Genomic DNA, 24,764 nt, shown 5'->3' on the forward strand with positions numbered 1-24,764 from the left:
GACTGCCTGCGCATCAAGCGCCTTCTGCGCTTTCGGGACGGGAAGATGGCTTACATTGGCCGGCGTCCGGTTTGCCGTAGGCTCGGCACACCAACTTCCTACCTACCCACCAAGGATTTCTCCATGGCATTCTCCCTCAGCATCGGCCCGCTCGTCTCCCTGATCGCGGGCATCCTCATCCTCGTCATGCCGCGCCTGCTCAGCACTATCGTGGCCATCTACCTCATCGTCATGGGCGTACTGGGACTGATGGGCATGCATTCCCTCAAGCTCTGAGGGGGGTGAGCCGCTGAGAAAACCTCCCTGGCGTCGTTGCTCCGTCTTGCCGTACTTTCAGTACTGTCTGCGACGGAGCGCCTAGCCAGGAAGCTTTTTCAGCAGCTCTTGAGAGTGGGGTCTGAGCTGCTGCTCAAAGCGCAGTAGACCCTTGGGGCTCAACGCTTCTTGACCTTCGATGGCGTGCCGCCGCGCTTGGCGGGGGCTGAGGCCGGGGCCTTGGCTGCGCTTTGCTTGCCGCGGGCCTGGACCACGTTGCGCACGTTCGAGGATCGCACCTGGGTGGCAGCTGCCACCGCGGCGCGCACCGGCAGGTAGACCACGATCTGCTGGCCCAGCTTGAAGGCGGCGCTGGCCTTGACGTCGTTCCAGTCGGCCACGTTGCTGGTGCTCAGGTTGTAGCGCTTGGCCACGCTGGCCACGGTTTCGCCCTTGCGGGCGCGCACCGTGGTGCGGCGGGTGACGATTTCGGGGGCGAATGCCAGTTGGCCGTTGTCCGCCAGGTGCGATGAGACGTCCTCGCGCGTGGTCACCGAGCGCGGCACCATCAGTGCCGAGCCGGCCTTGATCAGCATGCGCGGCGGGATGTTGTTCATGGCGCGCAGGTCGGCCTCGCTCATGCCGGTGCGTTGGGCGGCGTCGGCCACCGTCATGGTGGTGGGCACGGACCATACCGTCCAGCTGGCGTACTGGCCTTCGCGGCGCGCTTCCAGGTTGCGCTGGAAGACCTTGGCATTGTCCCAGGGCAACAGGATCTGGGGTGTGCCGGCCGCCAGGATCACGGGGCGCTTGTACGAGGGGTTGAGCGCGCGGAAATCGTCCTCGCGGATGCCCGAGAGCGTGGCCACCAGCGCCACGTCGATGTCGTGGGTGATGTCCACCGTCTGGAAGTAGGGGTGGTTCTCGATCAGCGGCAGCTCGGCCTTGAAGGCATCGGGGTTGGCCACGATGTTCTTCACCGCCTGCAGCTTGGGCACATACAGCCGGGTCTCGGCCGGCATGTTCAGGTCGGTGTAACTGGTGCCCAGGCCCGCCTTCTGGTTGCGCGCAATGGCGCGGCCCACGCTGCCCTCGCCCCAGTTGTAGGCGGCCAGGGCCAGGTGCCAGTCGCCGAACATGCCGTGCAGCTTCTGCAGGTAGTCGAGCGCCGCGCGGGTCGATGCCAGCACGTCGCGCCGGTCATCGCGAAAGGCGTTCTGCTTGAGGTCGAAATAGTTGCCCGTGGCCGGCATGAACTGCCACATGCCCGCCGCCTTGGCGCTCGACACCGCCTGCGGGTTGAACGCGCTCTCGATGTAGGGCAGCAGCGCCAGCTCGGTCGGCATACCCCGGCGTTCCAGTTCTTCGACGATGTGGAACAGGTACTTGCTCGAGCGCTCCGTCATGCGCTGGATGTAGTCGGGCCGCGTGGCATACCACTGCTCGCGGTCCTGCACCAGCTCGTGCTGCAGGTCGGGCATGGCAAAGCCGCGCCGTATGCGGTCCCACAGGTCGGCCGGGGCCGAGAGCGATGCCACGCCGCCGCCGTTGAAGGTGTTCACCGCCATGATGGGCTGCAGCGGCCCGTTCGGGATGAGCGGCGTGTGCGCGGGGCGCGCAGGCGCCTTGTTGTTGGTGGGGGTGGCAGGGCCGTCGGACGCGCCGCCCGCCACGGTGGTGTCGGTTCCGGTGGTGGCGCAGCCGGTCAGCCAGAGCATGCCGGCCAGGCACGCGATGTGCACAATTTTCATCGAAACTCGTTTTTCCATTGGCGCAGTGCCGCCAGGACGGCCACTGCGTCGTGTTGATCTGCCTGCAGGTCGAACCGCTGTGCTGCTTCGCGCACCTCGGCTTCGCGCACGCGCAGGAAGGGGTTGATACCGCGCTCTTGCGCAATGTTCGATGGCAGGGTGGGCAGGCCTTGCGCCCGCTGTGCTTCGCACCAGCCGAGGTAGTGGACCAGATCCTGGTTGCCGGGTTCCACGGCACGCGCGAATTTAAGGTTCGAGAGTGTGTATTCGTGCGCACAACACACCCTGGTGTTGCCGGGCAGGGCCGCCAGCTGGTCGAGCGAGTCGAGCATCTGCGCCGGTGTGCCCTCGAACAGGCGCCCGCAACCGCCCGAAAACAGCGTGTCGCCGCAGAACAGTACCGGCGTGCCCCCCATGTCCGCACCGTAGTAGGCGATGTGCCCGGCCGTGTGGCCCGGCACGTCCAGCACCGTGAAGTGCAGGCCGGCCACGTCCACCTTGTCGCCAGCGGCCAGGCGCACCAGCGGCTCGGGGACTTTCTCGCGGGCCGGGCCGTAAACGGTGGCACCCGTGGCCTCGCGCAGCACGTCCACCCCGCCGACGTGATCGTTGTGGTGGTGCGTGACTAGAATGGCCTGCAATCGCAGTCCCAGGTCGTGCAAAGCCTTCTGTACCGGTGCGGGATCTCCCGGGTCGACCACAATGGCCTGGCGTGCGTCGTGCAGCATCCAGATGTAGTTGTCGGCAAAGGCGGGCAGCGGTAGCAGGTTCATGAGCGATCAAATTATAGGTTTGCACCACTGGTTCGATTCCCCGCCCGGCCGTTACCTGCTGGCCTGGGAGCAAGCCCGCCTGGATGAGGCGGTTGCGGACCTCTTCGGCTACCACGCCGTGCAGCTGGGTATGCCCCTGCTGGACGGCCTGCGTGCCAACCGCATGCCGTACCAATGGCTGGCGCTGGGGCAGGAGGCCGTGGGCGAGGGTGGCCTGGCCGCCGAGCCCGGCCTGCGCGAGGATGGTACGCCCCGCCAGGCCATCGCGCTGCTGGCTGAGCCGGTGGCCCTGCCATTTGCCGAGGCCAGCCTCGACCTGGTGGTGCTGCCCCACACGCTGGAGCTGAGCATCGACCCCCACGCCGCCCTGCGCGAGGTGGCGCGCGTGCTCGTGCCCGAAGGGCGCGTGGTCATCAGCGGCCTGAACCCCATGAGCCTGTGGGGCCTGCGCCAGCGGCGTGCGCGGCTGTACGGCCGCTTTGGCCGCGGCTCGCTCTACCTGCCCGACGTGGGCGAGTTCATCGGCTACCGCCGCCTGCGCGACTGGTTGCGGTTGTTGAGCTTCGAGGTCGAATCGGCCCGGTTTGGCTGTTATTGTCCTGCGGTGCGCAGCAGCCAGTGGATCGAGCGCTTTGGCTGGCTGGACCCGCTGGGCGAGAAGTGGTGGCCGATTTTCGGCGCCGGGTACTTTCTGGTGGCCGTCAAGCGCGTGCACGGCATGCGCCTGCTGGAGCCCGCGTGGCGCACCGCGCGCCAGCGCAACGCAGCCGCCGTGCCCGTGGCGCACCGCACCCCCTCGCCACCGGGCGCTACGCACCGGCGCTGATGACCATGAACATGAAGAAGAACAGGAATCCATTTTGAACGAGGTCGTGATTTACACCGACGGTGCCTGCAAGGGCAACCCCGGCCCTGGTGGCTGGGGCGTGCTGCTGCGCGCAGGCACATCGGAGAAGGAGCTGTTTGGCGGCGAGCTGGGCACTACCAACAACCGCATGGAGCTGCTGGCCGTGATCGAGGCGCTTGCTGCCTTGAAGCGCCCCTGCGCCGTCACCCTGTACCTGGACAGCGAGTACGTGCGCAAGGGCATCACCGAGTGGATCCACGGCTGGAAGGCCCGCGGCTGGCGCACCGCCAGCAAGGCCCCGGTGAAGAACGTGGAGCTGTGGCAGCGCCTGGACGCCCTGGTCGCCAGCGGCGGGCACCGCATCGACTGGCGCTGGGTCAAGGGCCACTCGGGCGATCCGGGCAATGAGCGCGCCGACCAGTTGGCCAACAAGGGCGTGGACAAGGCCCTGGGCCGCGGCTGAAACAAGGCCAAGGGGGGCGGACTGTCTCCAATCTCCCACCCCTGAAATAGCCCGGGGCTGCAGATTTGGATACACACTGATACATTGGCAGATTGCCCGCGCCCGGGCTTCACCGATCTCACTGCTGCTGATCCATGGCGTCCAAAACCCGTTACATCGTTGTTGCTGTCGTCGGCATCGCTGCCGCATCGGGGGCCGCATGGTGGCTTCAGCGCCCTGCCGCGCCGCCCAAGACGGACAGCGCGTCTGCACCTGCGGGGGGCAATGGCCCCTCGGCTGGCGCGCGGGGGCCGGGCGGGCAGGGCGGCGCGGGCCGGGTGGTGGCGGTGGAGGCCGCGCCCGTGCGCCAGATGGCGCTGCGCGACGATGCCGAGGCCGTGGGCAGCCTGCGCTCGCGCCGCAGCGTGGTGCTGCGCCCCGAGGTCAGCGGGCGCATCACCCAGCTCAATTTCACCGACGGCCAGCGCGTGCGCCAGGGCCAGGTGCTGGTGCAGTTTGACGACCAGTTGCCCCGAGCCCAGGTGCAGCAAAGCCAGGCCGAGCTGTCCATCGCCCAGGCCAACCACAAGCGCAACCAGGAGCTGGTGGCGCAGGGCTTCATCAGCCAGCGCTCGGTCGACGAGAGCGCCGCCAACCTCGAAGTCGCCCAGGCCAAGCTCTCGCTGTCGCAGGCCACGGCCTCGCGGCTGCGCATCCTGGCGCCGTTCGACGGCATTGCCGGCATCCGCGGCGTGAACGTGGGCGACTACCTCAAGGACGGCGCCGACATCGTCAACGTGGAAGACCTGGACGCGGTGTACGTGGACTTCCGCCTGCCCGAGCGCCTGCAGGGCAAGGTGCGCACCGGCCAGACGGCGCGCGTGGTGTTCGACGCGCTGCCCGGCGTGCGTTACGCCGCCGTGGTCCAGGCCATCAACCCGCAGATCGACGCCGATGGCCGTGCCGTGGCCGTGCGTGGCTGCATCGACAACCGCCGCCTGCAGTTGCGCCCCGGCATGTTCGCGCGCGTGACCACGGTGTTCTCCGAACGTGCCAACGCCCGCGTGGTCCCTGAGGAGGCCATCGTGCCCGAGGGCAGTAACGCCTTCGTCTACAAGGTGATCGAAGGCAAGGAGCCCGGCACCCGCGTGGCCCAGCGCACCGCCGTGACGCTGGGGGCGCGCGCCCCTGGCCTGGTGGAGGTGGTGGACGGCCTGGCCGCCGACGACCTGGTCGTCACCGCAGGGCAGCAGCGTATCCAGCGCGACGGTACCGCCGTGCGCGTGGTGGTGCTGGGCCAGCCGGAGGCTGGCAAAGGCAAAGGCGCTGCCGCCGGGCCGGCACGCGCAACGTCGAGTGCGGCTTCGGAGGCTGCCCCCATGGCCGATGCGCCGGCGTCCGCCGCACTTTCCGTGGGCAAGCCCGCAACTGCGGCCCCCGTCACTGCACCGGCACCCGCTGCGGCGCCGGTCGCCGCCCTGGTGGAGCCACTGCCCGGCCCCAACCCCTGCCAGGTGGCAGGCACCTCTTCGGGCCGCTCGGCACCCATGGTGCCGGGCAAGCCCGCCTGAGCGGCCTGCAGCCCCCTTCACCGCACCCTGCTGACGTACTGCCATGCAACTCGCTGAACTCTCGATCCGCCGGCCGGTGCTGGCCACCGTGCTGTCGCTTTTGGTGTTGCTGGTCGGGGCGGTGAGCTTCACACGCCTGTCGGTGCGTGAATACCCCAAGATCGACGAGCCTGTGGTCACGGTCAGCGTGCGCTACGCGGGGGCCTCGGCCGAGGTGATCGAATCGCAGGTCACCAAGCCGCTCGAAGACTCGATCGCCGGCATCGACGCGGTGGACGTCATCACCTCCATCAGCCGCGCCGAGCAAAGCCAGATCAGCGTGCGCTTTCGCCTGGAGAAAGACGCCGACAACGCCGCTGCCGAGGTGCGCGACCGCACCGCCCGCGTGCGCAACCGCTTGCCTGACGCGGTGGACGAGCCCGTGATCGCCAAGGTCGAGGCCGACGCCTCGCCCGTGATGTGGCTGGCCTTCAGCAGCGACACGCGCACGCCGCTGGAGATCAACGACCTGCTCAACCGCATCGTCAAGCCGCGCCTGCAGACCGTGACCGGCGTGGCCGACGTGCCCATCTACGGCGAGCGCCGCTACGCCATGCGTGTGTGGCTGGACCCCGAGCGCATGGCCGGCTACCGCCTGACCACGCAGGACGTGGAAGACGCCATCCGCCGCAACAACCTGGAGCTGCCCGCCGGCCGCATCGAGTCGCAGCAGCGCGAGTTCAGCGTCACCTCGCAGACCGACCTGGCCAGCCCGGCGCAGTTCGCAAGCGTGGTGATCCGCACCGTCAACGGCTTTCCGGTGCGCATCCGCGACGTGGCGCGGGTGGAGGAGGGCGCCGCCAGCGACCGCAGCCGCGTGCGCCTGAACGGGCGCGAGGCCATCTCCCTGGGCGTGATCCGCCAGGCCACGGCCAACCCGCTGGAGCTGTCGGCCGGCGTGCGCGCCATGCTGCCCACGCTCAAGGCCGACCTGCCGCCGGACATCGCCATCGACATCGCCAACGACAACTCGCTGTTCATCGACCGCTCGGTGAAGAGCGTCTACACCACCATCGCCGAGGCCGTGGTGCTGGTGGCGCTGGTGATCTTCGTCTTCCTGCGCACGGCGCGCGCCTCCATCATCCCCATCGTCACCATCCCGGTTAGCCTGGTGGGCAGCTTTGCGCTGATGTCGCTGGCGGGCTTCTCGATCAACACCCTCACCCTGCTGGCCCTGGTGCTGGCCATCGGCCTGGTGGTGGACGACGCCATCGTGATGCTGGAGAACATCTACCGGCACATCGAGGAGGGGCTCGATCCGTTCTCGGCCGCGATCAAGGGCGCACGCGAAATCGGCTTTGCCATCGTCGCAATGACGCTGACCCTGGTGGCCGTGTATGCGCCGCTGGCCTTCACGCCCGGCCGCACGGGTCGGCTGTTCGTCGAGTTCGCGCTGGCGCTGGCCGGCGCCGTGGTGGTCTCGGGCTTCGTGGCGCTCACGCTGTCGCCCATGATGTGCTCGCTGCTGCTCAAGCACAACCCGAAGCCCAACTGGTTCGACCGCTCCATGGAGCGCTTGCTCACGGCCCTCTCGGACGCCTATGGCCGCTTGCTGCGCTGGATCGTCACCGCGCGCTGGGGTGGGCGGGCGGGTGGCGTGCGCGGTGTTCTGTTCCAGGCGCGCTGGCTGGTGATCATTGCCATGGCGGTCAGCGGCGCCGCGCTGGTGCTGGTCTACCCGAGCATGCGCCAGGAGCTCTCGCCGCTCGAAGACCGCGGCACCATCCTGGTCAACGTCACCGCGCCCGATGGCGCCACCCTGGATTACACCAACCGCTATGCGCTGGAGCTCGAAAAGGTGGGCCGCGACTACCCCGAGTTCGACCGCATCTTCGCCAACATCGGCAACCCCACGGTGGCGCAAGGCAGTGTGATCTACCGCACGGTGGACTGGGAAAACCGCTCGCGCAGCACGCTCAACCTGGTGCGCGACCTGCAGCCCAAGGTGGTCGGCCTGCCGGGCGTCAATGCCTTTTTGATCACGCCGCCCTCGCTGGGCCAGCCGTTCCGTGCGCGCCCGCTCACCTACGTGATCCAGACCTCCGACAGCTACGAGAACCTCAACGCCGTGGCCAACGCCGTGATGGCCGAGATCGCCAAGAACCCCGGCATCGTTTCCCCCGATGTGGACCTGCGCCTGAACAAGCCCGAGCTGCGCATCGCCGTCAACCGCGACCGCGCCGCCGACCTGGGCGTGAGCGTGGACGTGGTGGCCAAGGCCATCGAGACCATGCTGGGCGGGCGCACCGTCACGCGCTACAAGCGCGACTCCGAGCAGTACGACGTGATCGTGCAGACCCAGGCCAGCGGCCGCACCACGCCCGAGAACATCGACAGCATCTACGTGCGCGGCCGCAACGACGCGATGATTCCGCTCTCGAGCCTGGTCAACGTCAAGGAGAGCGTGAGTCCGCGCGAGCTCAACCACTTCGGCCAGCGGCGCTCGGTCACCATCACAGCCAACCTGTCGCCCGAGTATTCGCTGGGCGAGGCCCTGACCTTCATGGACAGCACCGCCGCCAAGGTGCTCAAGCCCGGCTACACCACCGATCTCAACGGCACCTCGCGCGAGTTCCGCAGCTCGCAGGGCGCGCTGGGCATCGTCTTCCTGCTGGCGCTGGTGTTCATCTTCCTGGTGCTGGCCGCGCAGTTCGAGAGCTTCATCGACCCGCTGGTGATCATGGTCTCGGTGCCGCTGTCCATGATCGGTGCGCTGCTGGCGCTCAAGTGGAGCGGGGGCTCGCTCAACGTGTATTCGCAGATCGGCCTGATCACGCTGGTAGGGCTGATCACCAAGCACGGGATTTTGATCGTGGAGTTCACCAACCAGCTGCGCGAGCAGGGCCTGGAGATGGTGGACGCGCTCGTCAAGGCCTCGGCCCAGCGCCTGCGCCCCATCCTCATGACCACGGGCGCCATGGTGCTCGGCGCCATCCCCCTGGCCCTGGCCTCGGGCGCCGGTGCCGAAACGCGCTCGCAGATCGGCTGGGTGATCGTGGGCGGCATGTCGCTGGGCACGCTGCTCACCATCTTCGTCGTGCCCACCATGTACACGCTGTTCGCCCGCAAGGCCGTGCCCGGTGCCAACACGGCCGTGGCAGCCGAAGAACCTGCTGAGCCGCTGCACCCTCCGCACGATTATGTGGCGAAGTAGCCCGGGCGCTGACTACGACAGCGGCCGCTCCAGTGGGATGCCGTGCAGGCGCAGCTTGGCATACAGCGTGGGTTTGGCAATGCCCAGGGCCTGGGCCGCACGGGTCACGTTGAAGCGGTGGGCCTTGAGCGCGTGCACGATGGTCTCGCGCTCCGCCGCGCGCAGGCTGCGCACCTCGGTGTTGGGGCCTGGATCCGCAGGGGTCTGCGCGACCGGTGGCGCCGGCACCAGGCCCAGCACGCTGGCATCGAGCGTGCCGCCCTCGCTCAGGTTCACCAGCCGCTCCATCGCGTTCTCCAGCTCGCGCACATTGCCCGGCCAGGGGTGCTGCAGCAGCGCGGCCAGCACGGCGGGTGGCAGCGCATGCACGGGCTTGCCCAGCGCCGCGCCGTAGCGCGCCAGGAAATGTGTGGCCAGCAGCGCCACGTCGGCCGGGCGCTCGCGCAGCGGGGGCAGGGTCAGCGCAATCACATGGCAGCGGTAGTACAGGTCTTCGCGAAACTCCTTGCGCGCCACCATGGCATGCAGGTCGCGGTTGCTGGCCGTGACCACGCGCGCATCCACGCGCACGGCGCGCGTGCTGCCCAGGCGCACCACCTCGCGCTCTTGCAGCACACGCAAGAGCTTGGCCTGCACGTCGAGCGGCAACTCCGACACCTCGTCCAGAAAAATCGTGCCGCCACTGGCCGCCTCGAACTTGCCCGGCCGCCCCTCGCGCTGCGCCCCGGTGAAGGCACCCGGCGCATGGCCAAACAATTCGCTCTCGATCAGGTCGCGCGGCAGCGCCGCGGAGTTCACCGCGATGAAGGGGCCCTCGCGCCGCGCGCTGGCGTTGTGGATGGCCTGGGCCAGCACCTCCTTGCCCGTGCCGCTCTCGCCGCACAGCAGCACATTGGCCTGGCCGGCCGCAGCCTTGCGTGCCGCGGCGATGGTGGCCCGCAGCGCCGGGCTCTGCCCGATCATGCTGTCGAAGGTATGGCGCGCCTGGCTGCCTGCCAGCCGGTCGGCCAGGCGGTGCACGCCACTGATCTCGCGAAAGGTGTTCACCACCGACAGCACGCGCCCGTCCGCCGCCTTCACGGGCACCGCCGTGTCCAGCACATGCAGCTGAAAGCGCGGGGTGGAGATCACGCGCTCGCGGTCGGTGTAGCCCTCACCCGTCAGGAACACCTGCTCCACCATGGTGTCGAAGTCCAGCAGCGAGCCCAGCGTGCGCCCCTGTGCCAGGTGGCGCGGCAGCCGCAGTTGGCGCGCCGCCTCGGCATTGAGGTGGCGCACCACGCCGCCGGGTTCCAGCACCATCAGCCCATAGGGCACATGGTTCACCAGGGTCTGCAGCTCTTCGATGAGTTGGCCCTGGCGTTCCAGCAGGTCGTCGGGGCTGGTGGCGGCAGGGACGGGGGCAGGCGGTCGCTTGGTGGGCATGGCGTTGCAATATGAAACGTTCAACTATTGAACGGTCGTTGCAAATCATATCGCTCGCCGCCACGTCGATGCGAGGCGCTTGCAGGCAAACCCAGGCTGCAGCGTGTGGCACGGAGCTTGCCCTGTGAGCAGGGCCTTTCTATCCTGCAACAGCCATGGTCAACGCCCCTTCCTCCGCTACCCACGATCCCTTCGCCCCATCGCTTGGCGCCGAGCTGCGCCGCGCGGCTGCTGAGGTGCCACACCAGCCCTTCATCCGCATGGCGTCGGGTGAATGGACCTACCGCCAGATCGACGAGGAGAGCGATCGCCTGGCAGCCGGCCTGCATGCCCAGGGCGTACGCGCGGGCCACCATGTCAGCCTCATGCTGCCCAACTGCATCGAGATGGCCGTGCTCTGGTTCGCCCTGACCAAGCTGGGCTCGGTGGCCGCGCCGGTCAACACCTCGTTTCGCGGCCCGGTGCTGGCCGATGCGGTCAACCTGGTGGAAAGCCGCATGGCGGTGGTGCACGCCACGCTGCATGCCCAGTGGGCCGAGGTGCAGGGCCAGCTGGCCACGGCCACCCAGGTCTTCGTGGTGGGGACCACCGATGGTGCCGGTGCCGCAGGCTGCCTACCCTACAGCCTGCTGCGCAGCGTGGAGCCCACAGAGCACAGCCTGCCGCGCCCCGAAGTCGCTTGCGACGCACTGTGCCTGCTGCTCTACACCTCAGGCACCACGGGCCGATCCAAGGCGGCCATGATTGGGCATCGCTTCGTGCTCGCGCAGGCGCAGCTGTTCATAGAGGGGCTCGAGCTGCGCGCCGACGACGTGCTGTATTGCCCCTATCCGATGTTCCACCTGGATGCCACCGTCATGACCATCGTGCCCGCACTGCTGCTGCGCGGCGTGGCCGCCGTCGGCGAGCGTTTCAGCGTATCGCGCTACTGGGACGAGGTGCGTGCCTTGCAGGCCACCGTGTTCGACTTCATGGGCGCCACGGTCACCATGCTGTGGAAGCAACCTCCGTCCCCGCGCGACCGCGACCACCGCGCCCGCCTGGGCTGGGGCGTGCCGCTGCCCACGTTCGCACCGCAGTTCGAAGAGCGCTTTGGCTGCCGCCTGGTGGAGCTGTACGGGTCCACCGAGGCCGGTGGGGTCATGTACACGCCGCTGCACGAACCACGCCGCATGGGTTCGTGCGGCAAGGTGGACCCTGCTTTCCGTGCACGGCTCGCAGACCCGCAGGGCTTCGAAGTTCCCGTGGGCCAGCCCGGCGAACTGCTCCTGCGCCCCGAGCAGCCCGGCCTGCTCATGCAGGGCTACTACGGCATGCCCGAGGCCACGCTCGCCGCCTTCAAGGACCTGTGGTTCCAAACCGGCGACCTGCTGCGCCAGGACGAAGAGGGGTACATGTACTTCGTGGGCCGCACCAAGGACATCGTGCGCCGCCGCGGCGAAAACATCTCCGCAGCCGAGGTCGAGATGGGCATCGAGACCCACCCCGACGTGCTCGAATGCGCCGTGTTCGGCGTGCCCAGCGACATGACCGAAGAGGAGGTCATGGCCTGCGTGGTGCTGCGCCCCGGCGCACGCCTGGCCCCCGCCGCGCTGGCCGCGCATTGCAGCCAGCACATGGCCCGCTTCATGGTGCCGCGCTACCTGCGCCTGCTGCCCGCCCTGCCCAAGACCCCCACCGACAAGGTCGAGAAATTCCGCCTGCAGGCCGAAGGCATTGCGCCGGGGACTTGGGACCGCGAAGCACAGCCCACCAACGGATGAACCCTGCAACATCACCAGAGAAAGAGAGACGACTTCCATGACTTTTGCCACCCACACCATCGAAGGCGCCGTCAGTGTCGTCACCCTGCAGCGCCCCGAGCGCCTGAACGCCATCAGCGGCACCCTGCTGGTGGACCTGCACACCGCCCTGCAGATTGCGCAGAACGAGCCCGCCACGCAATGCATCGTCTTCACCGGTACCGGCCGCGCCTTCTGCGCGGGCGACGACCTCAAGGAATTCGCCGAACAGTCCGAGAGCCCCGCCGCCATCGCCGAGCACTGCGAGCGCATCCAGCAGATCACGCGCGACATCATGTTCGGCCCCAAGCTCGTCATCGGCGCCGTGCACGGTTATGCCGTGGGCGGCGGCTTTGAATGGGTGCTCAACTGCGACTTGGTCGTGGCTGCTGACACCCTGGTCTGCTTCTTCCCCGAAATGGCGCTGGGACACTTCGTCACCGGCGGCGTCACCCACCTGCTGCCCCAGATCCTTGGCCACCAGCGCACCATGGAACTCATCGTGCTGGGCGAGCGCCAGAGCGCCGCGGACCTCAAGGCCCTGGGCCTCGTCAACCGCGTGGTGCCGGCCGACCAGATGCTCCCCACCGCCATGGCCCTCGCCGCAGAAGTGGCCACCCGCTCGGCCGGTGCCACTGCACGGCTCAAGCGCGTGCTGACATCGGGCCTGGGGCCGCGGATCGAAGAGGCGCTGGTGGCGGAGAGCAAGGCGGCGAATGCCTGCTTTGCGGATCCGGATACGGCACAGCGGATCGACGTGTTTGCGAAGGGGCGGTTGTGACGTTGCGCAAGCGCCGTTGAACCGCGCTGTCAGCCCAGCAACGGCACCAGATCCGGATCCCCCTTGGCCATCGCGCGTTGGTACGCCGGCCGCGCCCCGATGCGCTGCAGGTAGGCGCGGATGTTCGGGTACGGCGTTAGGTCCAGTGGCTGGAACAGCCTCATGGTGGTGAGCGAGAACACGCTCATCACATCCGCAGCCGTGAACTCCTGGCCTGCAAGGTAGGGCGCCTCGCCCAGGCGCGCTTCCACCAGCGCCAGCACCCGGTCCAGGCGCACCTGTGCGTTCTGCTGCACCGGGTGGTCCGCCGGCAACTGGGCTCGGTTGACCACCATCATGCGGCCCAGCACGGGCATCAGGTTGCCGTTGGAGAAGTGGAACCAGTACAGGAACGCCGCGTAGTCGGCATGCTCCGGCGAGAGCTTGAGGCGGCCGCCGCCGTGCGTGGCGATGATGTATTCGACGATGGCGGCCGACTCTGCCAGCAGCAGGTCGCCGTCTTCGATGACCGGCGCGGCGCCCAGTGGGTGCAAGGCCTTGAGTTCGGGCGGCGAAAGGCGCGTGACGGCATCGCGCGTGTAGTGCACCAGTTCGTAGGGCAGGCCCAGCTCTTCGCAGAGCCAGACGATGCGTTCGGATTGGGAGTGGCCGAGGTGGTGGATCTTGAGCATGGGGTAGTGGTTGGTTAAGGGTTTGGGAAAAGGGATCAGTGAGCCCCGCGCTCATGGCCGCGCACGGCCGTGGGTGCAAAGCCAAAGCGCTGGCGAAACCGCACGGCAAAGCGCGAGGGTGATTCATAGCCCACCGACAGCGCGATGGACGATACCGGTTGCGCCGTGGCCTGCAGCAGCGTGAGCGCGGTAGCCATCCGCGCGTCCACGAGCAATTGGGTGAGCGATGCGCCTTCGGCGACCAGGCGGCGGCGCAGCGTGGCTTCGGACACGGCCAGTTCGCTGGCGATGCGGCCGGCGGTCCAGTCGGCGTTGAGCCGGCTCGCGATCAGCGCGCGCACCTTGACCGATACGCCGGGATTCGCTGGTGGGGCGTGCACGGCGATGCCGTGCTGCTCCAGCAGCCAGTGCAGCACCTCCAGCACCCGCTGGCGCGCGACGGAGGCGGGCAGGGCTTGGTCCGGCGCCAAGGATTGGGCGGCGCGTTCGAACGCGTTGGCCAGCGTTGGTGCCACCTGGGGCACCCGGCGCACCGATGCGCTCGCTGTGCCGGAGCGCTCGGCCTGCGCAGCACGGGCCAGGTAGTAGGGGTCGTCGAGCAGGGCGGTGTCGAACACCAGCCAGCGGGCCTCGTAGTGGTCCACCCCGCGGGGCACGGCGTTGGTGAAGTCCACCGTCTGCTGGCCGTCGATGACGATGGCCTGCCCGGGCGTGGCGCGTGCCGTGGCGCCGCGCTCGGCGCGCACGGTCTTGGTGCCTTGGTCGACCAGGATCAGCGCGGGTTGGTCCATGCGCATGCGCAGTATCTCCAGCCCGCGCCCCTGCAGCACGTGGGCCGCCATGCCCACGCCGGGCAAGGCGTGGATGCTGCGGGCCGGGGCTGCGCCGTCGGGTGCAGCGGGGCGTGTGCGCATGGGGCTGTGGTTCATCGATACCGCGATCAGCGTGCGCCCATGGCGGTGAAGCTGGCCTTGCCCACCGTGTGGGCGCCGGCCATGAAGGCCAGCAGCGCCGGGGTTGCCGTGGGCGGCAGGTCCAGCTGCGGCACGTCGAGCGCGGTCACGGTGATCACGTAGCGGTGCGCTTCGCCGGGCGGGGGCAGGGGCCCCACATAGCCGGGCACGCCCATATCGGTGTTGATTTCCACGGCGCCTGGGGGCAGGGCGCCGGTGCCTGCCACCCCGGCGCCGCGCGGCAAGGCGCGGGTGCTGGCCGGCAGGTTGGCCACGGCCCAGTGCCACCAGCCCGAGCCGGTGGGTGCGTCGGGGTCGTACAGGGTGACGATGAAGCTCTGCGCGCTGGCCGGCGCGCCCTGCCATTCGATCTGCGGCGACAGGTTGTCTCCCGGGCCGCCCATGGCGCTGGCGAACTGCGCGCGGGCCACGCGGCCATCGGCCATGTCGGGGCTGTGCACGGTGAATGGGGTGGCGGTGTTGAAAGGCATGTCGATTCCCGGTGGTTGGTGTGCGCAAAGTCTAGGTTCCGGGGTACTTTCAAAGGGTGCGGCGCCAATCGCATTCTGTGCCAATCCGATCAAATGCAAAGACGCGCAGTGTCGCGGTGGCGTCCTACAGGCACTGCCTTGCGGGTTGGCACCGAACGCGACACACTGGCCGGCGTTCGATCCGCGCAGGGGCTGCTTTGCTTCGTGTTCCTGCTTACACCCATCCATCTCAGGAGACACCGCATGCCCATGCCCAAGAACACCGTCTGCATCTGGTACGACAGCGAAGCCGAGGCCGCTGCCAACTTCTACGCCCAGACCTTCCCGGACAGCAAGGTGACCGCTGTGCACCAGGCACCATCGGATTTCCCGGGCGGCGGCAAGAAGGGCAATGTGCTGACGGTGGAATTCACCGTCGCCGGCATCCCCTGCATCGGCCTGAACGGCGGCCCGCAGTTCAAGCACAGCGAGGCCTTCTCGTTCCAGATCGCCACCGACGACCAGGCCGAGACCGACCGCCTGTGGAACGCCATCGTCGGCAACGGCGGGCAGGAGAGCCAGTGCGGCTGGTGCAAGGACCGCTGGGGCATCAACTGGCAGATCACCCCGCGTGTGCTGACCGATGCCATGGCCCAGGGTGGGGAGGTGGCCAAGCGTGCCTTCCAGGCCATGATGCCCATGAGAAAGATCGATGTCGCAGCGATAGAAAAGGCCGTTCGCGGCTGAGCCTGGCCGCGTGCAGGTCCGCCGGAGCATCGGGAAATATTTTTCTCCGGTGCGGTTGACGGGCAGCGAAACACCACGCCATAATCCGCCCCGCAGCTGCCAGCCAGCCTGTCGTAAGCGTTACCGTCATCCAACGCGTCCTTTGTCGAGAGGAGCCCAGTAAGGGCGTGTCTCGGCGTTTTAAAGGCGCGCTCTCCATGACGTCACGCATTTCGCATTCTTCTTCTCCATCCCCCTCCGCTTCTTCCGTAGTTCGCCCGCTCGGGTCCGTTTCTGCACCTGCGCCTGCCTTGTTCGCGGCGCTGGCACCGGTGGTGCTGGCGGTCTTCCTCGGTTTTCTGTCCATCAGCATTCCGCTCGGCGCCCTGGCGCTGGAGGTGCGCGACCACTTGGGCTTTGGCGCGGCCACCGTGGGCTGGGCCATCGGCCTGCAGTCGCTGGCCACCTTGCTCACGCGCCACCAGGCGGGCACGCTGTGCGACCAGCGCGGGCCGCGTTTTGCCGTGTTGCTGGGCCTGCCGCTCACGGCCTGCTCGGGGCTGGCGTATGTGCTGGCCAGTGTGCTGCCCCTGGGTGCTGCAACCAGCCTGGCCATGCTGATCCTCGGCCGCCTGGTGGCGGGCCTCGGTGAAAGCCTGTTCCTCACCGGCCTCATGAGCTGGGGCATTGCGCGGGTGGGGCCTGCACGCACGGGTTCTGTCATGTCCTGGGTGGGCATTGCCATCTATGCCGCGCTCGGCCTGGGCGCGCCGCTCGGGCTGGCGGTGCAGCCATCCTTCGCCTTTGCCGGCGTGGGCGTGCTCGCGCTGATCACACCGCTGCTGGCCTGGGTCATTGCGCTGCGGCTGCCGGCCGTGCCGGCCTCAGGTGGGCAGCAGCGCGTGCCGTTCCACCGCGTGCTGGGCCTGATCTGGCGGCCGGGGCTTGTGCTGGCGCTGGCCACTGTGCCGTATGCGGCGATGGCTGCGTTCCTCACCCTCAACTACGCGGCCCACGGCTGGGCCCATGCGGGCATGGCGCTGCTGGGTTTCAGCGCGGCCTACATCCTCGTGCGCCTGGTGGGCTCGGGCCTGCCGGACCGCCTGGGTGCCACGGCCGTGGCCGTGGGCTCGCTCGCCTTCGAGGCCGTGGGCCAACTGCTGGTCTGGCAGGCGGGCAGCCCCACCATGGCCGTGCTGGGTGCCACGCTCACAGGCCTGGGCTTTTCGCTGGTGTTCCCAGCCATGGGTGTGCTGGCCACGCGCTCCGTGCCGCCCGAGCAGCGCGGCCGCGCGGTGGGCAACTTCATCGCCTTTGCCGACATTGCGCTGTGCGTGACGGGGCCGGTGGTGGGCATGGCGACGCACTGGTTCGGCATCGGCGCGGCCTTCCTTGTGGGGGCGGGTGCCACATGCGTCGCATTGGCGCTGCTGGCTACCGTGCGCCTGGGGCGCAACGCATAGCGGTGTGGACCAGGCGGCTACGTCGCATCCACCGACGTGGAGCGCCGCTCGATCAGCCGAAACCCCAGGTCCACGATGGGCTGCGCTACCGCCTCGCCATTGCAGCGGGCCATGATGAGCTGCGCGGCCAGGCGGCCGATCTCGGGGCCATCCACATGCACGGTGCTGATCGACGGCAGCATGTGCGCGCCGAACTCGGCGTTGCCGAAGCCGACCACGGCCAGGTCCTCGGGCACGCGCAGGCCGCGTGCCTGGGCCTCCACCAGCACGCCGTGGGCCAGGGTGTCTGAGCTGCAGCACACGGCCTCAAGGCCCGGTTCCTTGGCCAGCAGCTCGGCCAGCGCGCGGCGGCCCAGGGCCAGGCTGCTCGGGGCGGGTACCACAGCGGTGGGCACGTCGTCGCGGCCCAGCGTGGCCAGAAAGCCTTCGCGCCGCAGCATGGCGCGGTGGTCGCTGCCGGTAGCGATGCCCACCTTTTTCCAGCCGCGCGCAAGGAAGTAGCCGGCCACGGCACCACCCACCTTGAGGTGCGAAAAACCGATCACCATGTCCACCGGCCGGTCGCTCAGGTCCCAGGTTTCCACCACCGGGATGCCGGATCGCCTGAGCCGGTCGCGCGCCTTTTGCGACTGCACCAGGCCGGTCATCACGATGCCGTCGGGCTGGCGGCTGATCATGGTGTTGAGCACGGCCTCCTCGCGCTCGGCGTCGTAGTTGGTCTGCCCCACGATGACCTGGTAGCCGCCCGCAGCCAGCGCCGAGGTGAGAGTCTGCACGGTGGGCAGGAACTGCGACACCGACAGCGCCGGCACGATGGCCGCCACCATGCGGCTGCGCTTGGACTTGAGGCCGCCCGCCAGCAGGTTGGGGATGTAGCCCGTGGCCTCCACGGCCTCGCGCACCCTGGCGATGGTCTTGTCCGACACCACGCCCGGGTTGCTCAGCGCGCGCGACGCGGTGATGAGCGACACGCCCGCGACCTTGGCCACGTCGTGCAGGGTGACGGGCTTGTGAGGGGAGGGGGTGTTCATGGGGCGGGCGATGACAAGGGAGCGGTGAGTGGGGCCATACCCTACCAAAAATCCGGGGATGCCCGGCACTGGCAAGGTGGCGCGTAGTGCGATGACGACGGGTAGGGGCTCTCGCTGGCCGAGCCGATGGGGCGCGCGGGCAGTGGTTTGTGGCCCTGGCAGGCTTGTCTTCTTCGGGCAAACCCTGGTCTGAATCGGGTTGACGGCTCAAAATGACAACGATATCATTTGCGCCGGACTGCGGCAATCAGCAGCTGGTGGGTGCGACAAACCAACATACAGAAATCGCTAACCATGCTGCTCTGGCAGTGAAATGACAACGTTGTCATTTTGGACTGCGCCGTCAGACCGTTCCACCCAAGGCCGCAGCAACTGCGCGGGCAGGCCATCGGGACCATTTTCATAAAGAAGGAGACAACGCATGAAGAAGACACTCACCGCCCTGTGCATCGGCCTGGCGGCCCTGGCATCACACGCGCAGACCTGGCCCGACAAGTCGGTGACGCTGGTCGTGCCGTTCCCGCCCGGTGGCTCCACCGACCAAGTGGCACGCGCCGTGGGCCCGCTGCTCACCAACAAGTTCAAGCAGTCCTTCCTGGTGGAGAACAAGGCCGGGGCCACGGGCACCATCGGCGCCACCTTCGTCAAGCGTGCTCCGGCCGATGGGTACACCTTCCTGGTCACGTCGCTCGGTCCGCTGGTCATCACGCCGCACCTGCTCAAGGGCATGCAATACGACGCGCTCAAGGATTTCGACCTGATCACCGTGGCCGTGCAGTCGCCCAATGTGCTGGTCGTGCCCACCAATTCGCCGTTCAAGACGGTGGCCGATGTGATCGCCAGCCTCAAGGCCAACCCCGGCAAGCTGACCTTTGCCTCGGCGGGCAACGGCTCCAGCGACCACCTGACGGCCGAGCTGTTCTGGCAGCAGACGGGTACGACCGCCATCCATGTGCCCTACAAAGGTGGTGCGCCTGCGCACACCGACATCATGGGCGGGCAGGTCGATGCCTCGTTCCAGAACGTCAACTCGGTGGTGCAGTACATCAAGGGCGGCAAGATGCGCGCCCTGGCCGTTACCAGCGCCGCGCGCTCGCCCGTGCTGCCCGATGTGCCCACCCTGACCGAAGCCGGCGTGAAGAACGTCGAGGTCACCTCCTGGCAGGCCATCGTCGCCCCCAAGGGCCTGTCGCCCGCCGTGCGCGAAAAGGCCCACGCCGCGTTTGCCGAGGCGCTGAACGACCCGAAGGTGAAGGACCAGTTCGTCGGCATCGGCTTTGAGATGGTGGTCAACACGCCGGCCCAGTTCGCCGACTTCCAGAAGAAGGAGTACGCGCGCTGGAAGACGGTGATCGAGACCGGAAAGATCTCCATCGACTGATGCGTCACAGCCCCAAGGCGCAGCCTTGGGGCTCCTGTTTTCCTGTTATCCCCCAGTTCCTGCCCATGACTGCCTCCACCCCGTCCGCCGCCGGCGACTCCATCGCCTGGGTCCGTGTTTCCTCGTGCTACCTGCCGCTGGCCAACCCGATCAGCGACGCCAAGGTGCTCACCGGCCGCCAAAAGCCCATGACCGAGATCGCGATGCTGTTTGCCGAGATCGAAACCCGGGACGGCCACAAGGGCCTGGGGCTGAGCTATTCCAAGCGCGCTGGCGGGCCCGGGCAGTTTGCACACGCCAAGGAAATCGCGCCCGCGCTGATTGGCGAGGACCCGAGCGACATCTCGCGCCTGTGGACCAAGCTGTGCTGGGCCGGGGCCTCGGTGGGGCGCAGCGGCATGTCCACCCAGGCCATCGGTGCCTTTGATGTGGCGCTGTACGACCTCAAGGCCCGCCGTGCGGGGTTGTCGCTGTCCAAGCTCCTGGGCTCGCAGCGCGACTCGGTGCAGTGCTACAACACCTCGGGCGGTTTTCTGCACACACCCATCGACCAGTTGGTGGTGAACGCGGGCGCCTCCATCGAGCGCGGCATCGGCGGCATCAAGCTCAAGGTCGGCCAGCCCGACCGGGCGCTGGACATCACGCGCGTGGAGACCGTGCGCAAGCACCTGGGCGAGCACGTGCCGCTGATGGTGGACGCCAACCAGCAGTGGGACCGCCCCACGGCGCAGCGCATGTGCCGCATCTTCGAAGAGTTCAACCTGGTGTGGATCGAGGAGCCGCTTGACGCCTACGACTTCGAAGGCCACGCCGCGCTGGCCGCCACCTTCGACACGCCCATCGCCACGGGCGAGATGCTGACCAGCGCCGCCGAGCATGGCGAGCTGATCCGCCACCGCGCGGCCGACTACCTGATGCCCGATGCCCCGCGCGTGGGCGGCATCACGCCCTTCCTCAAGATCGCATCGCAGGCCGAGCACGCGGGCCTGAGCCTGGGCCCGCATTTCGCGATGGAACTGCACGTGCACCTGGCCGCCGTGTATGCCACCGAGCCCTGGGTGGAGCATTTCGACTGGCTGGAGCCGCTGTTCAACGAGCGCCTGGAGATCAAGGACGGCCGCATGCTGGTGCCCACGCGCCCCGGCCTGGGCCTGAGCCTGAGCGAGCAGGCGCGTGCCTGGACGCGCGAGACGGCAGAAGTCGGACAGCGCCCCTGATGCGCCTGCGGTAGATTGAGAAAAACAGCACCGAGAAAACCCCATGACCGATAGCACCGCATCCTCCACGACCCCGGCGCGGCCGCCCCTGCACATCAAGATGGACGAGCGCGACAACGTCGCCATCGTCGCCAACGACGGGGGGTTGCCCGCGGGCACCGTATTCCCCTCGGGCCTGACCCTGGTGGACAAGGTGCCGCAGGCGCACAAGGTGGCGCTGGTGGACATTGCCGAAGGCGGCGAGGTGCGCCGCTACAACGTGCCCATCGGCTATGCCCTGAAACCCATCCCCGCGGGCACCTGGGTACACGAGCGCCTGCTGCGCATGCCCGAGGCGCGCGAGCTCGAAGGCCTGCCCATCGCCACGGTCAAGCCCGATCCGCAGCCACCCCTGGAAGGCTATACCTTCGAGGGCTACCGCAATGCCGATGGCTCGGTGGGCACGCGCAACATCCTGGCCATCACGCAGACCGTGCAATGCGTGGCCGGTGTGACCGACTTCGCCGTGCAGCGCATCAAGGCCGAGCTGCTGCCGCGCTTTCCCAACGTGGACGACGTGGTGGCGCTGGAGCACACCTACGGCTGCGGCGTGGCCATCGACGCGCCCGACGCCATCATCCCCATTCGCACGCTGCGCAACATCTCGCTTAACCCCAACTTCGGCGGCGAGGTGATGGTGGTCAGCCTGGGCTGCGAGAAGCTGCAGCCCGAGCGCCTGCTGCCGCCCGGCAGCATTCCGCTGGTGGACGAGCGCAACGTGGCCGACACGGGTACGAGCGCCGAGACGCCGCTCGACGTGGTCTGCCTGCAGGACGACGCGCACGTGGGCTTCATGTCCATGGTCGATTCCATCCTGCGCCAGGCCGAACTGCACCTGGAGCGCCTGAACGCGCGCCGGCGCGAGACCGTGCCCGCCAGCGAACTCGTGGTGGGCGTGCAGTGCGGTGGCAGCGACGCGTTCTCGGGCGTCACGGCCAACCCGGCCGTGGGCTACTGCACCGACCTGCTGGTTCGCGCGGGCGCCACGGTGATGTTCTCGGAAACGACCGAGGTGCGCGACGGCATCGACCAGCTCACCTCCCGTGCCTCTACACCCGAGGTGGCCGAGGCCATGATCCGCGAGATGGCCTGGTACGACGCCTACCTGCAGCGCGGGCGCGTGGACCGCAGCGCCAACACCACGCCAGGCAACAAGAAGGGCGGCCTGTCCAACATCGTGGAAAAGGCCATGGGCTCCATCGTCAAGTCGGGCAGCTCGCCGATCTCGGGCGTGATCGCGCCGGGTGAGAAGCTCAAGCAGCGCGGCCTGATCTACGCGGCCACGCCCGCCAGCGACTTCATTTGCGGCACCCTGCAACTGGCTGCGGGCATGAACCTGCACGTGTTCACCACCGGCCGTGGAACGCCCTATGGCCTGGCCCAGGTGCCCGTGATCAAGGTGGCCACGCGCGACGACCTGGCGCGGCGCTGGCACGACCTGATGGACATCAACGCCGGAACGATTGCCACCGGCGAGAAGACGATTGCCGACGTGGGCTGGGAGATGTTCCAGCTCATGCTCGACGTGGCCAGCGGCCGCAAGAAGACCTGGGCCGAGCATTGGAAGCTTCACAACGCGCTGGTGCTGTTCAACCCCGCACCGGTCACCTGATTCCGCGGCCGAGGATCGGCCGCGTTCCGCTTTCTTTCATTCAAAACCACAACAGGAGACAAGAGAGATGACGACCCATCCACAAGGCATGCTGCCCGCTCGCCGCAAATTTCTGAAAACGGCGGCCGGCACTGGTGTAGCCGCCCTGAGCGGCCTGGCCGGCGCGCAGGCCTTCGACTTCAAACCCAACCAGCGCTACCCCGACCCCTCGGTGTTCATCCTGGACCCGAGCTTTGCCAAGTACCGCATCTACAGCAGCACTGTGGAGCAGCTGGGCACGGGCATGCGCTGGGCCGAGGGGCCGGCCTACTTCCCCGAGGGCGGCTACCTGCTGCTCAGCGACATCCCGAACAACCGGCTGATGAAGTACGACGAGAAGTCCGGGCAGTTCTCGGTGCACAAGACCAACGTCAACTACGCCAACGGCAATGTGTGTGACCGCCAGGGCCGGCTCATCAGCTGCGAGCATTCTGTGACTCGCCGGGTGACACGCACCGAGAAGGATGGCCGCACCACCGTGCTGGCCGACCGCTTCGAGGGCAAGCGCCTGAATGCGCCCAACGACATCGTCGTCAAGTCGGACGACAGCGTCTGGTTCACCGACCCCACCTTCGGCATCGGCGGCGAATGGGAGGGCTCGCGCGCCACGCCCGAGCAGGCCACGACCAACGTCTACCGCATAGCGCCCGACGGCAAGCTCACGGCCGTGATCATCGACCTGGTGAACCCCAACGGCCTGGCGTTCTCGCCCGACGAGAAGAAGCTCTACGTGGTGGAGTGGAAGGGCACGCCCAACCGCAGCATCTGGGCCTACGACGTGTCGGCCGATGGCGCCAGCGTCTCCAACAAGACCAAGCTGATCGATGCCGCCGGCCCTGGTGCCTTCGACGGCTTCAAGGTGGACCGCGACGGCAACCTGTGGTGCGGCTGGGGCTACACCGGCGCGCTGGCGGCCGAGCCTACCGACATCGGCGGCGGCATGAAGGCGCACCTGCCCACGGCCCGCTCCGACGAGATGGACGGTGTGAAGGTCTTCAACCCCGAGGGCAAGCCCATCGGCTTCATACGCCTGCCCGAGCGCTGCGCCAACCTGGCCTTCGGCGGGCCCAAGCGCAACCGGCTGTACATGACCAGCAGCCATTCGCTGTACGCCCTGTACGTGGAGTCGCACGGCGCGGTGTAAGGTCGTACTGTCGCCATCGTTTCTATCTCACCAGGAGTATTTGCGTGTCCTCTCTTCCCGCCCAGAAAGTCGCTCTCGTCACCGGCGCCGGCAGCGGCATCGGCCGTGCCGTTGCCAAGGCGCTCGCGCACGACGGTTTCTTCGTCGTGGCCACCGGTCGCCGTGCCGAGTTGCTCGATTCGCTTGTTTCGGAAGTGCATGCCCTGGGCGGCAAGGCCCTGGCCGTCACGTCCGACGTGCGCGACCCCGCCAGCGTCGATGCGCTGTTCCAGGCGGTCGAGAAGGAAGGCGGCCGGCTCGATGTGCTGTTCAACAATGCCGGCATCGGCGCGCCCGCCGTGCCCATGGACGAGCTGCCCGTGGAGAAGTGGCTGGATGTGGTGGACACCAACATCACCGGCGTGTTCCTGTGCGCGCGGGCGGCCTTCGGCCTCATGCGCCGCCAGTCGCCCCAGGGTGGGCGCATTATCAACAACGGCTCGATCTCGGCGCACACGCCGCGGCCTTTCAGCAGCCCCTACACGGCCAGCAAGCATGCCGTGCTGGGCCTCACCAAGTGCCTGGCGCTCGATGGGCGCCCGTTCAACATCGTGGGTTGCCAGATCGACATCGGCAATGCGCTGACCGACCTGTCGGCCCGCATGACCAAGGGCGAGGGCGTGCGCCAGGCCAACGGCACCATGGCCACCGAGCCCATGATGGACGTCAAGCACGTGGCCGAGGCTGTGAGCTACATGGCCGGCCTGCCGCTCTCCGCCAACGTGCTCAACATGACCGTGATGGCATCGAACATGCCTTTCGCAGGGCGCGGTTGAGGCCTTATTCGGCCGCCGGCTTGGGCTTGGCGCCCGCTGCCTTGGCCTTGCTCTGGGCCAGGGCGCGGCTTTCCTTCTTGAGCCCCGTGGACACGGGGCACACGCTCTGCATGAAGCCCGTGAGGGTGTGGGCCAGGTTGTCGCGCTGCAGGCTGTAGAAGACGAACTGGCCGCGCTTTTCCGACGTGACGAGGCCGGCATTCTCCAGCACCTTGAGGTGCTGCGACAGCGAGGGCTTGCTCATCTCGAAGCGCGTGGCGATCTCGCCCGCCGACAGCTCGGTCTCGGACAGGTAGGCCAGGATCTTGCGCCGGGGGGTGGACGCAAGCGCTTCGAAGATTTTTTCCATCTGCGCATTCTAGCGAAGCTGTGTCGTGACTTATT

The 24,764-nt window shown here is 67.9% G+C and carries 22 protein-coding genes; 14 read left to right on the plus strand and 8 right to left on the minus strand.

The window, feature by feature from the left end:
- Nucleotides 1–123: 123 nt before the first annotated feature.
- A complete protein-coding gene (locus ASE31_RS31300; RefSeq protein ID WP_082604393.1) occupies nt 124–276 on the plus strand; it encodes a DUF3096 domain-containing protein in 153 nt (50 codons plus the stop codon).
- Between the two features lie 158 nt (nt 277–434).
- On the opposite strand, the gene ASE31_RS27120 is transcribed toward ASE31_RS31300, so the two are convergent.
- Both ASE31_RS27120 and gloB read right to left on the minus strand, forming a co-directional pair.
- A complete protein-coding gene (locus ASE31_RS27120; protein ID WP_057205692.1) occupies nt 435–2,006 on the minus strand; it encodes a transglycosylase SLT domain-containing protein in 1,572 nt (523 codons plus the stop codon).
- Nucleotides 2,003–2,779, minus strand: a complete 777-nt coding sequence (gene gloB / locus ASE31_RS27125; protein ID WP_057205694.1) for a hydroxyacylglutathione hydrolase — start codon at nt 2,777–2,779, stop codon at nt 2,003–2,005. Before gloB ends, ASE31_RS27120 begins: the two co-directional genes overlap by 4 nt.
- On the opposite strand from gloB, the gene ASE31_RS27130 reads away from it, so the two are divergent.
- The 4 genes from ASE31_RS27130 to ASE31_RS27145 all read left to right on the plus strand — a co-directional run bounded on the left by ASE31_RS27130 (nt 2,778) and on the right by ASE31_RS27145 (nt 8,832).
- Nucleotides 2,778–3,605, plus strand: a complete 828-nt coding sequence (locus ASE31_RS27130; protein ID WP_057205696.1) for a class I SAM-dependent methyltransferase — start codon at nt 2,778–2,780, stop codon at nt 3,603–3,605. The genes gloB and ASE31_RS27130 overlap by 2 nt on opposite strands.
- 34 nt (nt 3,606–3,639) lie before the next feature.
- Nucleotides 3,640–4,089: a ribonuclease HI gene (gene rnhA, locus ASE31_RS27135; RefSeq protein ID WP_057205698.1), complete on the plus strand. Its 450-nt coding sequence runs from the start codon at nt 3,640–3,642 to the stop codon at nt 4,087–4,089.
- Between the two features lie 134 nt (nt 4,090–4,223).
- Entirely contained in the window at nt 4,224–5,639 is a 1,416-nt protein-coding gene (locus tag ASE31_RS27140) for an efflux RND transporter periplasmic adaptor subunit (protein WP_057205700.1), read from the plus strand.
- A gap of 43 nt (nt 5,640–5,682) precedes the next feature.
- On the plus strand, nt 5,683–8,832 hold the full coding sequence (locus ASE31_RS27145; protein WP_057205701.1) for an efflux RND transporter permease subunit: 3,150 nt from the start codon (nt 5,683–5,685) through the stop codon (nt 8,830–8,832).
- Between the two features lie 12 nt (nt 8,833–8,844).
- Here ASE31_RS27145 and ASE31_RS27150 read toward each other — a convergent pair whose 3' ends face one another.
- Nucleotides 8,845–10,257: a sigma-54-dependent Fis family transcriptional regulator gene (locus ASE31_RS27150; protein WP_057205704.1), complete on the minus strand. Its 1,413-nt coding sequence runs from the start codon at nt 10,255–10,257 to the stop codon at nt 8,845–8,847.
- 155 nt (nt 10,258–10,412) lie between these two features.
- On the opposite strand from ASE31_RS27150, the gene ASE31_RS27155 reads away from it, so the two are divergent.
- Both ASE31_RS27155 and ASE31_RS27160 read left to right on the plus strand, forming a co-directional pair.
- Nucleotides 10,413–12,020, plus strand: a complete 1,608-nt coding sequence (locus ASE31_RS27155) for an AMP-binding protein (RefSeq protein WP_057205707.1) — start codon at nt 10,413–10,415, stop codon at nt 12,018–12,020.
- A gap of 37 nt (nt 12,021–12,057) precedes the next feature.
- Nucleotides 12,058–12,819 (plus strand): enoyl-CoA hydratase/isomerase family protein, encoded by a 762-nt coding sequence (locus tag ASE31_RS27160; protein WP_057205708.1) that lies wholly within the window; start codon nt 12,058–12,060, stop codon nt 12,817–12,819.
- 29 nt (nt 12,820–12,848) lie between these two features.
- Here ASE31_RS27160 and ASE31_RS27165 read toward each other — a convergent pair whose 3' ends face one another.
- From ASE31_RS27165 to ASE31_RS27175, 3 genes are read right to left on the minus strand one after another with little or no spacing between them, the layout of a single operon-like run.
- Complete coding sequence (locus ASE31_RS27165) at nt 12,849–13,490, minus strand: glutathione S-transferase family protein (protein WP_057205710.1); 642 nt, start codon at nt 13,488–13,490, stop codon at nt 12,849–12,851.
- A gap of 35 nt (nt 13,491–13,525) precedes the next feature.
- A complete protein-coding gene (locus ASE31_RS27170; RefSeq protein WP_162261443.1) occupies nt 13,526–14,404 on the minus strand; it encodes an AraC family transcriptional regulator in 879 nt (292 codons plus the stop codon).
- Nucleotides 14,405–14,430: 26 nt separating this feature from the next.
- On the minus strand, nt 14,431–14,934 hold the full coding sequence (locus ASE31_RS27175) for a YbhB/YbcL family Raf kinase inhibitor-like protein (RefSeq protein WP_057205714.1): 504 nt from the start codon (nt 14,932–14,934) through the stop codon (nt 14,431–14,433).
- 243 nt (nt 14,935–15,177) lie between these two features.
- Between ASE31_RS27175 and ASE31_RS27180 the strand changes: the two genes are divergently transcribed.
- Nucleotides 15,178–15,660: a VOC family protein gene (locus tag ASE31_RS27180; protein WP_200961171.1), complete on the plus strand. Its 483-nt coding sequence runs from the start codon at nt 15,178–15,180 to the stop codon at nt 15,658–15,660.
- A gap of 197 nt (nt 15,661–15,857) precedes the next feature.
- A complete protein-coding gene (locus ASE31_RS27185) occupies nt 15,858–17,102 on the plus strand; it encodes an MFS transporter (protein WP_235514785.1) in 1,245 nt (414 codons plus the stop codon).
- 17 nt (nt 17,103–17,119) lie between these two features.
- Here the strand turns inward: ASE31_RS27185 and ASE31_RS27190 are convergent, their stop codons facing one another.
- Nucleotides 17,120–18,133, minus strand: a complete 1,014-nt coding sequence (locus ASE31_RS27190) for a LacI family DNA-binding transcriptional regulator (protein WP_057205718.1) — start codon at nt 18,131–18,133, stop codon at nt 17,120–17,122.
- A gap of 421 nt (nt 18,134–18,554) precedes the next feature.
- Here ASE31_RS27190 and ASE31_RS27195 point away from each other — a divergent pair, with 421 nt between their 5' ends.
- The 5 genes from ASE31_RS27195 to ASE31_RS27215 all read left to right on the plus strand — a co-directional run bounded on the left by ASE31_RS27195 (nt 18,555) and on the right by ASE31_RS27215 (nt 24,380).
- Nucleotides 18,555–19,514: a tripartite tricarboxylate transporter substrate binding protein gene (locus ASE31_RS27195; protein ID WP_057205720.1), complete on the plus strand. Its 960-nt coding sequence runs from the start codon at nt 18,555–18,557 to the stop codon at nt 19,512–19,514.
- Nucleotides 19,515–19,579: 65 nt separating this feature from the next.
- On the plus strand, nt 19,580–20,731 hold the full coding sequence (locus tag ASE31_RS27200; protein WP_057205723.1) for a mandelate racemase/muconate lactonizing enzyme family protein: 1,152 nt from the start codon (nt 19,580–19,582) through the stop codon (nt 20,729–20,731).
- A gap of 43 nt (nt 20,732–20,774) precedes the next feature.
- The gene (gene garD / locus ASE31_RS27205) at nt 20,775–22,382 is read left to right on the plus strand and encodes a galactarate dehydratase (RefSeq protein WP_057205725.1); all 1,608 of its coding nucleotides are present in this window, start codon (nt 20,775–20,777) and stop codon (nt 22,380–22,382) included.
- Between the two features lie 67 nt (nt 22,383–22,449).
- A complete protein-coding gene (locus ASE31_RS27210; RefSeq protein WP_200961172.1) occupies nt 22,450–23,565 on the plus strand; it encodes an SMP-30/gluconolactonase/LRE family protein in 1,116 nt (371 codons plus the stop codon).
- A 44-nt stretch (nt 23,566–23,609) separates the two neighbouring features.
- Nucleotides 23,610–24,380 carry an SDR family oxidoreductase gene (locus tag ASE31_RS27215; protein WP_057205730.1) on the plus strand — a complete coding sequence of 257 codons (771 nt, stop codon included), beginning with the start codon at nt 23,610–23,612 and terminating at the stop codon, nt 24,378–24,380.
- Between the two features lie 4 nt (nt 24,381–24,384).
- Here the strand turns inward: ASE31_RS27215 and ASE31_RS27220 are convergent, their stop codons facing one another.
- Nucleotides 24,385–24,729: a metalloregulator ArsR/SmtB family transcription factor gene (locus tag ASE31_RS27220; protein WP_057205732.1), complete on the minus strand. Its 345-nt coding sequence runs from the start codon at nt 24,727–24,729 to the stop codon at nt 24,385–24,387.
- Between the last annotated feature and the right edge of the window lie 35 nt (nt 24,730–24,764).

Origin of the sequence: Acidovorax sp. Root217, assembly GCF_001428645.1 — a bacterium.
GTDB lineage: Bacteria > Pseudomonadota > Gammaproteobacteria > Burkholderiales > Burkholderiaceae_C > Acidovorax.